The organism is Rhodoferax sp. (genome assembly GCF_018780565.1).
In the GTDB taxonomy this organism is placed as follows: domain Bacteria; phylum Pseudomonadota; class Gammaproteobacteria; order Burkholderiales; family Burkholderiaceae_C; genus Rhodoferax.
Genome location: NZ_JADMJN010000006.1, coordinates 96,294 through 108,029 on the forward strand (window position 1 = coordinate 96,294; position 11,736 = coordinate 108,029).

Consider the following 11,736-nt stretch of genomic DNA (forward strand, 5'->3'; position numbering starts at 1 on the left):
GAGACCCAAAATGTTCAAAAACCTGAGTGTTCTCAAGCGGGCACGGTCAGTTTGTCGAACTGGCGCGTGTCCACGGCGGCTTCCTTGAAGTCGAACCACGGATCGGGCTCTCCGTCCAGACTGAACTGCAGCCTGGCCCACAAAGCTTTGCGGTACTCGTGATCTTCCAGAATTTTCTTCTTCACATAGTCCATGCCGACCCGGTTGAGGTAATGCACGGTGCGCTCCAGGTACCAGCCTTCTTCGCGGTACAACTGCATGAAGGCGCCGGTGTACTCCAGCACTTCCTCGGCAGTTTTGAGTTTGGTGAAGAAATGCGCCACTTCGGTCTTGATGCCGCCGTTACCGCCGATGTGCATCTCCCAGCCCGAATCGACGCCAATGATGCCCACGTCCTTGATACCGGCCTCGGCGCAATTGCGCGGGCAACCGCTCACCGCAAATTTCACCTTGTGCGGGGCGTACATGCGCCACATGGCACGTTCCAGATCCTTGCCCATCTGGGTACTGTCCTGGGTGCCCATGCGGCACCACTCGCTGCCCACACAGGTTTTGACAGTGCGCAGCGCCTTGGCATAAGCATGACCGCTGGGCATGCCGATGTCTTTCCAGACATTGGCCAGGTCTTCCTTCTTCACCCCCAGCAAATCGATGCGCTGGCCCCCGGTGACCTTGACGGTCGGGATCTTGTATTTGTCCACTGCATCCGCGATGCGGCGCAGCTCGCTGGCCGTGGTCTCACCCCCCCACATGCGCGGTATGACAGAGTAAGTGCCATCCTTCTGGATGTTGGCGTGAGAGCGTTCGTTGATGTAGCGGCTTTGCGGATCATCCCGGGCCTCCTTGGGCCAGCTGCTGATCAGGTAGTAGTTGACCGCCGGGCGGCACGATGCGCAGCCATTGGGCGTCTTCCATTCCATGAATGAGAACACATCCGAGATGGTGAGCAGCTTGGCGGCCACGATCGCATCGCGCACCGCCTGGTGGCCGTGTTCGGTGCAGGCGCACATCGCCTTGGTCTTGGGGGTGGCAGAGTAGTCGCCGCCGGCGGTGAACATCAGGATCTGCTCCACCAGGCCGGTGCAGGAGCCGCAGGAGGCGCTGGCCTTGGTGTGCTTGCGCACTTCGTCCAGCGTAAACAAGCCCTTTTCCTTGATAGCCTTGCAGATGGTGCCTTTCTTGACGCCATTGCAGCCGCAGACTTCGGCGTCATCGGGCATGCTGGCGGCCTTGTTGTGCCCCTCGTGGCCGGCGTCGCCGATGTTGGATTCGCCGAACATCAGCTTGTCGCGAATATCGCTCACGCTGCGGCCATCGCGCAGCAGCTTGAAGTACCAGCTGCCATCCACCGTGTCGCCATACAGGCAGGCGCCCACCAGCTTGTCGTCCTTGATGACCAGCTTCTTGTAGACGCCGCCATAGGGGTCGCTCATGACCAGTTCTTCGGTGCCTTCACCCCCCAGGAAATCGCCTGCACTGAACAGATCGATGCCGGTGACCTTGAGCTTGGTCGAGGTCAGGGACCCCACATAGCGGCCAATGCCGAACTGCGCCAGGTGGTTGGCCGCCACCTTGGCCTGCTCGAACAAGGGGGCGACCAGACCGTAGGCAATGCCGCGGTGCGCTGCACATTCGCCAACTGAGTAAATGCGTGCATCGGTGATGGTCTGCAGCGTGTCGTTGACCACGATGCCCTTGTTGCAGTGCAGGCGCATTTTTTCAGCGAGTTCGGTGTTGGGGCGAATGCCCACCGCCATCACGACCAGGTCGGCCGCTACTTCGCTGCCGTCCTTGAACTTGATGGCCTTCACGCGACCGCTTTCACCTGCGACGAGTTCCTGCGTTTGTGCGCCAATCAGGAACTTCAGGCCCCGGTCTTCGAGTGACTTTTGCAGCATCTTGCCGGCCACCGTGTCGAGCTGACGTTCCATCAGCGTGGGCATCACGTGCACCACGGTCACGTTCATGCCGCGCAGCATCAGGCCGTTGGCCGCTTCAAGCCCCAGCAGACCGCCACCGATGACCACGGCATTTTTGTACTTTTGCGAGGCCTCGATCATGGCGTTGGTGTCGGCAATGTCGCGGTAAGCAATCACGCCTTCGAGGTCTTTGCCCGGCACGGGCAGGATGAACGCGTTGGAGCCCGTGCACATCAGGAGCCGGTCGTATTCGGTCTCGATTTTTTCGCCGGCCGCGTTTTGCGCATGCACGATGCGTTTGACGCGGTCCACCTCGGTGACTTTCCAGCCGGCATGCAGAGTGATGTGGTTTTCGGTATACCAGTCCCACGAGTTCAGCACGATCTCGTCGATGGTTTGTTCGCCTGCCAGCACCGGCGACAGCAAAATACGGTTGTAGTTGGGGTGTGGCTCGGCGCCAAACACCGTGATGTCATACAGATCAGGTGCCACCTTGAGCAACTCCTCCAGGGTGCGAACACCTGCCATGCCATTGCCGACCATTACCAGTTTTGATTTTTTCACCGAAGCTCTCCAGATTGATACACCTTGGTAGTGCAAGCCGCGTGCCAACATTTCGCACCGTTTTGTGCAGCGCATGCACCAAACAGGGGAAAACCCGCATTTTTGGGACCTGTTGCCGGGCATCGAAATTGCGTACCCTTGGTGCATGGCATTCGAACTAGACATTGGCTTCAGCTCTGAGACCGGCAGCAAGGACATCAATGAAGATTTCTGCGCAGCCATGCTGCCCGAGCGCGGCCAGGAAGACATGGGGGCGATTGCTGCCGTGGCCGACGGCGTGAGCCAGGGCGGCATGGGCAAGGAGGCGGCGCAGACCACGGTGGTGAGTTTGCTGCGGGATTACTACGGCACACCCCAAACCTGGGACACGACTGTGGCGCTGGACCGGATCATTTCGTCGCAAAACGCGTGGCTCGCCGGTATCAACCGGCGCCGCCGCCCCGCCATGGGCATGACCACACTCACTGCTTTGGTGCTGCGCGGACAATCCTATGCCCTGGCCCATGTGGGTGACTCACGCGCCTATTTGCTGCGAGAAGGGCAAACCCTGCAGCTGACCCAGGACCATGTGGTGAATCATCCCGATTTCCGGCACCAACTGCTGCGCGCAGTGGGCCTGCAGGATCGGCTGGTGGTGGACTACGTGCAGGGCGATTTGCAGGTCGGTGATGTTTTTGTTCTGCTCACCGACGGCGTGCATGGCGAGCTGCCGGAGCAGCGCCTGAAGACCCTGGTCAGGGAAGCCACCGCGCAGGCGAGCAGCGAGGCCCTGGTGCAGGCAGCGCTCAAGGCTGGTAGCCGCGACAACGTGACTGCCCTGGTGGTGCGTGTGCTGGGCCTGCTGGATGCCACCCTGCAGGACGAAAATCGCGTCGCGCAGAGCTTGCCCGTGCCGCCACTGCTGAAAGTGGGAGAGCGTATCGATGGACTGCTGGTGCAAGCCATCATTGCCGACAGCGGCATCAATGTGCTCTACCAGGTCCAGGACCCATCAAGCAAGATCCTTTATGCGCTGAAAACCCTGAACCCTGCCCGGGCTCACGATCCCGATGAACGCGCCATGCTGGCGCATGAGGCCTGGCTTGCCAAGCGCATGCAATCGTCGCGTGCGGCGGACCACCTGGTGCGGGTGCATGAGGCCGTGCCGGGCGGCCGGCAACGCAGCTTCTTTTTTGTGCTGTACGACTGGCATGGCGGAGAGACCCTGCAGCAGCAGCTTGACCGCGTGCAGCGTTTGGGTGTGGCGCAGGTGCTGAGCGTGGGTGTGCAGGCCCTCAAGGCGCTGGGACGCCTGCACCGGCAGGGCGTGATTCACCGGGACATCAAACCCGCCAATCTGCATCAGGGGGAGGACGGCGTGCTGCGTCTGCTGGATCTGGGTGTGGCTTTGAGCGGGCGTGAACCCAAGTCGATGCGGGAGCTTCATGCGGGTACGCCCAGCTATGTCAACCCCGAACAATGGGGCTTTCAAGCCAGAGGCACAGCCGGCGCAGGCAAGGCGGGCACCCTGACCGATGCGCCGCAGCAGTTGCCGGATGCGCAGAGCGATCTGTTTGCGCTGGGTGTTTCGCTTTACCAATTGCTCACAGGCAAATTGCCCTATGGCGAGGTCTTGCCCTACCAGGTGGGCCGCTACTACCGGGACCCCACGCCGGCGAGCCGTCACAACCCCGAGATACCGATGTGGCTGGATCATGTGATTCTCAAGTCGGTGGCGCGTGACAAACGCAAGCGTTTCGAGACGGCAGAAGAGTTTTTGCTGGCGCTGGAGCGCGGCGCTTCCCGTCCCTTGAGTGCGCCTTCGGCCACACCGCTGATGCAACGCGACCCCGCTGCCATCTGGAAAGTGGGCCTGGCGGTGTCGGTGTTATTCAACCTGCTGCTGATCTACTGGTTGGTGTTTTTGCCCAAATAAGGGCAGGGCGCGGGCCAGTGCCAATCAGCAGCGCGCCGAAATTGGAGTACGCTTAGGCGATATAGGCCGCATTTCCCGACAATTTCCGGCAAATAACAACGAGATCCAGACTCACTCGATGCTGTTCTTACGAACTCTACTGTCCGCGCCGAACTCTTTGCCCGAAGCCTATCCAGAGCTGATCGACGCCAAGCATGTTCCTCTTTTAAAGCTTGTCATCTGGGGCATGCTGATGGGGTCATTGGTGTTCATGGTCTTGCTGGTCAATTCCAGACGCGGCCACGTGGTGCCGATTTTCGCATCCATAGGATTGGTCATCCTCTGCGCTGTCGCCCTGGTGGTGCTTCGATGGCGGGGCGTGATGCCGACCGCCAAGCTGCTCGTCGCGGGCAGCTGGTTACTGATCACCCTGGCCAGTTTTGGAGGCGAGGGCTTGAACGCCCCGGCCTTGCTTGCTTACCCGCTGACCCTGATTTTTGGGGGCTGGATGCTGGGCATTGGTTTTTGCCTGCGCCTGTTTGGTGCCAGTTGCATTGCCGTATTGGCAATCGGGTTCAAACAGCACACTGGAGCTGCCGTGGGCGTAACACCGGTTCCGCCGGCCACGATGGCGTTTGCCTATCTGTTCATTTTGGCCATCAGCGCGGTGGTCACTGTTTACCTGTTGCGTGTGTTTCAGGATCGCCATGCCCATGAACGCCGTTTGAATCACGAGATCAAGCGCAATCTGCGGACGGTCGAAGAGCGGGAAAGCGATCTGCGCGTGCTCACGGAGCATATTCCCGGTCTGGTCTTTGAAGGCGATCGCAACGGACGCTGCACATTTGCCAATCGTGGTTTCGTGGAGTTTTTTGGCATCCCTGTGGAGAAATTGACGCACTATTCCGTCAGTCAGATCATCGGGCTGGATACGGTGAAGGAGTTCACCCCCTTTCACGAGGCGGTCCTGCGCGGTGCAACCGTTGAATTCAGTTCGCGCAAGGAGTCTGCGCAAGGCGTGTGGCACAACTTTGACGTCACCCTGGTGCCCAAGCAGCGGATGCAGGGGCAGGAGGTGTCCGGCTGGTATGGCCTGATGTACGACGTGACCAAACGTGAAGAGCGTGTCAACGAGTTGCGCGAACGGGCCACTCACGACCCTCTCACCGGATTGGCCAACCGCCTGCTTCTGGAGGACCGGCTGGCGCATGCCATGGAACGTGCGTCACGGGTGGATGCATCGGTGGTGGTGATGGCCATTGACCTTGACCATTTCAAGGCTGTCAATGATATGTTGGGTCACGCGGCCGGGGACAAATTGCTGTGCGAGATTTCGGGGCGCCTCAAATCCCTGGTGCGTTCCGCCGACACCATCGCGCGGGTGGGCGGCGATGAGTTTGTGATGGTGATGGATGGTGGCGTGTCCGCCGAGGCCGCCGAACTGGTTGCCACAAAGATTCTTGGCGAACTGTCGCGCCCGGTTGTGCTGGACACGGAGACGGTGCAAATTGGCGGGAGCATCGGCATCGCGATTTACCCGAGCGCAGGCTTGACGTCTGCGGAGCTGTTGCGTGCGGCCGATGGTGCCATGTACGAGGCCAAGGCAGCCGGGCGCGATACGCTGCGTTTTTTCGATCCCAAGATGCAGGCCGAACTGCTGCGTCGAAGTGAAACCGAAGGGGAACTGCGCCAGGCCATTCTGGGCAGGCAATTCATTCTTCACTACCAGGTTCAGATGCAGGGTGACCGCCCGACAGGCGCCGAAGCGCTCGTGCGGTGGAAGCATCCACAACGCGGCCTGGTGTCGCCCGCCCAGTTCATTCCGCTGTCGGAGGAGTCCGGCCTGATCCTGCCGCTGGGCTGGTGGGTGCTGGACACAGCCTGCGCGCAATTGGCGCTGTGGGCGGATCAACCCGGCATGGCCGATCTGACGCTGGCGGTGAACGTCAGTGCGCGGCAGTTTCGACAAAGTGATTTTGTGAACCACGTGCTCGCGGCGATTGAGCGCAGTGGTGCCAATCCGAACAGGCTCAAGCTGGAGCTGACCGAAAGTCTGCTTGTGTCCAACATGGATGAAGTGATTGTCAAAATGGGGCAGCTGAAGCAAAAAGGCGTGGGCTTTTCGCTGGACGACTTTGGCACCGGGTATTCGTCGCTGATCTATCTGAAGCGATTGCCCCTGGATCAACTGAAGATTGACCAGGAATTCGTTCGGGACATTCTCATCGACCCCAATGACGCCGCAATAGCCAAGATGATCGTCGCTCTGGCTGACAGCATGGGCTTGAGCGTGATCGCGGAAGGCGTGGAGACGGAGTTGCAGCGCCACAGTCTTGAGCTGCTGGGTTGCTCCGCCTTCCAGGGTTATCTGTTCGGTCGCCCGCTGCCCGTTGAAGACTTTGAGCGACTGGTCCGGTGGTATGAGTCCGACCGCTTCAAGCCATTCGCGCCCGTCCACCCTTTTCAGCCCAGGTACGGGTCCAGCGAAGCTGCATGACACGCAACATCACCAGCATGCCCAGCGCCAGCACGGCGAAGACGACAAAGCCCCAGGCATAGCTGCCCGCGTATTGCTTGGACAAGCCCATGGCATTGGGCACTAGACCACCGCCCAGGGCGCCGAATTCACCAATCATGGAACCCGCCACCGCCGTGCTCAGGGGCCAGCGCAGGGGCACCAGCTGAAACAGTGCGCCGTTGCCTGCCCCCAGTGCTGAAAAACACAGCATGACCAGCAGCGTTGTCGCCACCAGTGAGCCGCCTGAGAGGCCGCACAGCACCAGTGTGATGGCCACCGTCAGCAGCACGACGCTCAAGGTGTTGATGCCACCCCAGCGGTCCGAGATCCAGCCGCCAAAGACGCGCAGCGCCGCACCCATGAAAGCGGCCAGCATGGTGAGTTGACCCGCTTGCACCTTGCTCACGCCGAACTGGTCATAGTAGTAGGTGGGCAGGAAGGTGGCCAGGCCAATGAAGCCGCCAAAAGTGATCGCGTAGATCAGGCTGAAGGCCCAGCCGTCCTTCTCGAACAGGCAGGCAATGTGTTCCTTGAAGGTGGCGTGTGCATCCAGGTCATCGGGCTCCTTGGCAAACACAATCATCACCACCATGGGGATGCAGATGGCAATGGCCGCCAGTCCATACACTGCGACCCAGCCAAAGGCCTGTGCCAGCGGCGGTGCAATCAGAACCGATACGGCCGTGCCGATGTTGCCGGCCCCCACCAGGCCCATGGCCAAACCTTTGTGCTGCGGCGGAAAAGAGCCGGCGCCCAGGGACAAGGCCACGCCGAAGCTGGCGCCCGCAATGCCCAGCAGCACGCCCATGGCCAGCAGGTCGTTGAAGCTTTTCACGAAGAAGAAGCCAAACATCATGGCTACGGCAATCAGGCCCATTTCGACCAGGGTGGCCTTTTTGCGCCCGATGTACTGGGACAGGATACCCAGTGGAAAACGCATCAGCGCGCCCGCAATAATCGGCACGGAGAGCATCAGCCCCTTTTGCGCCGGACTCAGATTGAAAGTTTCAGAGATGAAGGGCGCCATGGCGCCATTGAGGACCCAAATGCAGCAGGAAAATGCAAAGTACAAAAAAGAGGCAAACAGCGTGGGCGAATGCCCGCTGTTCAAGAAGCTGCGAAATCCCGCCATGGTGCATATCTTTCAAATAGGTTGACAGATACACAGTAGCGAAACTCGTGCCAGTTTTTGGGGCCAGGCCCTGTGGGTTTGCACCACAAAGTCTGCAGTTGGCAAGTCGATTTGGTGCATTGCACACAATGTGTGCGCACCATCCTGGACATGGCCTAGCGTGAGGCCGCCACAAAGGCGTCGAATTGTTCGATCGGCATCGGGCGGGAAAACAGGTAACCCTGGTAGGCAAGGCAGCCACTGGCGGCCAGAAATGCACGCTGCTCTTCGGTTTCTACACCTTCGGCTACTACCGACAAGCCCATGCTGTGACCGAGTGCCACGATGGTGCGGGCAATGGCGGCGTCATTGGGATCGGTCAGCACGTCGCGCACGAAAGAGCGGTCGATTTTGAGCAGGTCCAGTGGCAGGCGCTTGAGGTAGCTCAGTGACGAATACCCGGTGCCAAAGTCGTCCAGCGAAAAGCCCACGCCCAGGGCCTTGAGCTCATTCATCTTCACGATGACGTCCTCCACCCGGTGGGCCACCACGCTCTCGGTGAGTTCAAGCCGCAAACGGTTGGGCGCAGCGCCGGTGCGGTGCAGGGTCTGCATCACCTGCGTGGCACAGTCTGGCTCGCGCAACTGGCGTGCGCTGACGTTCACCGCCAGCGTCAGATGCGCTGTCTCGGGGCGTCGGGCCCAGCGTGCCAACTGCTCGCAGGCGGTTTGCAAGACCCAGCGTCCCAGGGGCAGGATCAGGCCGGTGGACTCTGCCAGGGGAATGAACTCATCGGGCATCAACAGCCCGCGCACAGGTTGCTGCCAGCGAACCAGGGCTTCCGCCCCGGTGACCTGGCCATGGACGTCAACGATGGGCTGGAAATGCAATGCCAGTTCCTCACCGCCCTGCAGGCCATCGCGCAGGTCCGACTCCAGGGCCACCCGCGTGTCAACCTCGGATTGCATCCCGACATCAAAGAAGCGCAAGGTATTGCGTCCGGCCGCCTTGGCCTGGTACATCGCCAGATCCGCCTGCTTGAGCAGATCGTCCACGCCTTGAACCGCTGCGCCAAACAGGGTGATGCCAATGCTTGGCGAGCTGCGGTGCTCGCGCCCGGCCAACTGGTAAGGCTGGTTCAGCGCGCCCAGAATTTTGTGGCCCACCGCGTCGGCATGGGCGGCCGCATCAAGCATGTTTTCCTCAAGATCCTCCAGCACCACCACAAACTCGTCGCCACCCAGCCGGGCCACTGTGTCCCCGTTTCGCACGCAGGTCTTCAGCCGCGCCGCCACCTGCTGCAGCAGGATGTCGCCCACGTCGTGCCCCAGGGTGTCGTTGAGGGTCTTGAAGTTGTCCAGATCGATGAACAGCAGGGCACCCTGCACATGGTGGCGGGCATTGGCGTGCAGCGCTTTTCGGAGTTGCTCCAGCAGCAGGCGCCGGTTGGGCAAGCCGGTGAGGGCGTCGTAAAAAGCCAGTCGGTGGATCTGACCGAGCGCCTGCTTTTGCGCCGAAATGTCGCGCCCGATACCACGGTAACCCCGGAATGCTCCGCTGCCATCGAACATCGGCGTGCCGCTGATCGACGCCCAATGCAGGCGTCCATCCGTGTCAGGTCGGCGGATCTCCAAATCGCGGAACTCCTGGTGCAAGCAGACCAGATCGCGGTGGTGCTGCCAGTCAGCCTCGCTCAGGTTGAGCGCGTCGAGCTCCCAAAGGCACTTGCCTATATGCTGCTGCGGGGCAATGCCCGTGCTTTCAGCCACATGCCCGCTGAGCAGGACGAAGCGAAAATTTTCATCCTGCTCCCAGTACCAATCGGAAGACAGCTGCGTGAGGGTGCGAAAGCGCGCCTCGCTCTCGCGCAGGGTGGCCTCGGATTTCTTGCGCTCGGTGATGTCGATGACACTGATCTGGATCGCCGGTTCGCCCCGGTGCGTGATGGGTGTGCCCTCAATCTCTACATCGATGATCGATCCGTCAAGGCGCAGGAATTTTTCCTCGCAGCGCGCCATGTGCCCCCCGTTGGCCAGACTGGTTTCAATCCGCGCAATCGCGTGCTGCCGAAAATCCGGATGTACCCGTTCGATGATCGGCAGGCCGATCAAATCCCCGGCGCTGCGGGCACCCATCATGGCAGCTGCGGCCGGGTTGGCATACACCAGCAGGCCGCGCTGGTGCACGCCAATGCCGATGGGTGACCACTCCACCAACGCGCGGTAGCGGTTCTCGCTTTCCTGCAGTTGTGCTTCTACCCGCTTGCGCTCCGTCAGGTCGGTGTTGGTGCCGGCCAGGCGAACCGGTTTGCCCTGTGCATTGCGCAGAACCCAGGCGCGCGCCAGCACTGGCACATAGTGCCCCTGTTTGTGTCGAAGGCGGTATTCGATCTGAAAGGATTCACCGTCACTCTTGAGCGTGTCGGCTACGGCCTGAGTGACCCTCTGAGCATCCTCCGGGTGGCGAATTTCTGCCCACAGGGCCACATTGGATGGGCGCTCATTTGTTTCGTAACCCAGCATTTGCCACCAACGTGGTGAGCAGTACACCTCGCCGGTTTGCAGGTCAGCATCCCAGGGGCCTTCGTCGATCCCGCGCAGAATCAGCTGCAGTCGTTCATCCAAGCGGTCCTGATCTGTACTATGTATGTGGTGCGACATAGGGCGCCATTATGCGGGCCTGCTGATGGGCGCCATGCGCCCGGTGTCTGATCAGGCCAGCTTCTTTTCCACATGCGCCTGGCGCGTGTACAGAAAGTCGATGACAGCCTTGCGGTAGTGCAGGTATTGCGTGCTTTCGGCCAGTTCGACCCGGTTGCGCGGGCGGGGCAGGTCTACGGCAAGCACTTCGCCGATGGTGGCGGCGGGGCCGTTGGTCATCATCACGATCTTGTCGGACAGCAGCACCGCCTCGTCCACATCGTGCGTCACCATCACCACCGTGCTCTGGGTGCGCGCCACAATCTCCAGCAGCTCGTCCTGCAGCTTGGCGCGGGTCAGTGCGTCCAGCGCGCCAAAGGGCTCGTCCAGCAGCAAGACCTTGGGCTCCATCGCCAGTGCCCGGGCAATGCCCACGCGCTGCTTCATGCCGCCTGAAATCTCGCCGGGGCGTTTTTGTGCGGCCGCGCTGAGGCCCACCATGGCCAGTACGGCATCGGTGCGGGCCTTGAGCTGGGCTTTGCTTTCGCACGCTGCACCGGTGCTCCTGGAGCCTGCGCCAAATACGCGCTCCACGCCCAGGTACACGTTCTCGAAGCAGGTCAGCCAGGGCAGCAGAGAATGGTTCTGGAACACCACCGCACGCTCGGGGCCCGGCCCGGCAATTTCGCGGTTGGCGCACAACAGGTGTCCCTGCGTGGGCATGGTCAGGCCAGCCAGCAGGTTGAGCAGGGTGGATTTGCCGCAGCCCGAGTGGCCAATCAGTGCCACAAACTCGCCTTTGGCCACCGTCAGGTTGACGTCACGCAGTGCGCAGAACGGCCCCTTCTTGGTTTTGAAAGTTTGCTCAACACCGGAGATTTCGATGTACTTGCTGGTCAGGTTGTCACTCATGATTTCACCTCTTCAAATGTGAATGCGGTTGCGATTTTGATCAGGGCGAATTCCAGAATCAGACCGACGATGCCGATGACGAAAATCGCGATGATGATGTTCTTGACGTTCAGGCTGTTCCATTCGTCCCAGACCCAGAAGCCGATGCCCACGCCGCCGGTCAGCATCTCGGCCGCCAC

At 60.8% G+C, this 11,736-nt stretch carries 6 protein-coding genes and 1 pseudogene; 2 read left to right on the top strand and 5 right to left on the bottom strand.

The window, feature by feature from the left end:
• Nucleotides 1–32 precede the first annotated feature (32 nt).
• Nucleotides 33–2,483 (bottom strand): nitrite reductase large subunit NirB, encoded by a 2,451-nt coding sequence (nirB, locus tag IV109_RS10870; RefSeq protein WP_296696050.1) that lies wholly within the window; start codon nt 2,481–2,483, stop codon nt 33–35.
• 145 nt (nt 2,484–2,628) lie between these two features.
• Here nirB and IV109_RS10875 point away from each other — a divergent pair, with 145 nt between their 5' ends.
• Both IV109_RS10875 and IV109_RS10880 read left to right on the top strand, forming a co-directional pair.
• Complete coding sequence (locus IV109_RS10875) at nt 2,629–4,398, top strand: bifunctional protein-serine/threonine kinase/phosphatase (RefSeq protein WP_296696055.1); 1,770 nt, start codon at nt 2,629–2,631, stop codon at nt 4,396–4,398.
• 157 nt (nt 4,399–4,555) lie between these two features.
• Nucleotides 4,556–6,874, top strand: coding sequence for an EAL domain-containing protein (locus IV109_RS10880; RefSeq protein ID WP_296696058.1), 2,319 nt, complete (start codon nt 4,556–4,558; stop codon nt 6,872–6,874).
• On the opposite strand, the gene IV109_RS10885 is transcribed toward IV109_RS10880, so the two are convergent.
• The 4 genes and pseudogenes from IV109_RS10885 to IV109_RS10900 all read right to left on the bottom strand — a co-directional run.
• Complete coding sequence (locus IV109_RS10885; protein WP_296696060.1) at nt 6,813–8,027, bottom strand: MFS transporter; 1,215 nt, start codon at nt 8,025–8,027, stop codon at nt 6,813–6,815. The genes IV109_RS10880 and IV109_RS10885 overlap by 62 nt on opposite strands.
• 155 nt (nt 8,028–8,182) lie before the next feature.
• Nucleotides 8,183–10,630, bottom strand: coding sequence for an EAL domain-containing protein (locus IV109_RS10890; protein WP_296696063.1), 2,448 nt, complete (start codon nt 10,628–10,630; stop codon nt 8,183–8,185).
• Nucleotides 10,631–10,717: 87 nt separating this feature from the next.
• A complete protein-coding gene (locus IV109_RS10895; protein WP_296696066.1) occupies nt 10,718–11,557 on the bottom strand; it encodes an ABC transporter ATP-binding protein in 840 nt (279 codons plus the stop codon).
• Nucleotides 11,554–11,736, bottom strand: a pseudogene (locus IV109_RS10900) (nitrate ABC transporter, permease protein); the annotation flags it as partial. The pseudogene IV109_RS10900 and the gene IV109_RS10895, both read right to left, overlap by 4 nt.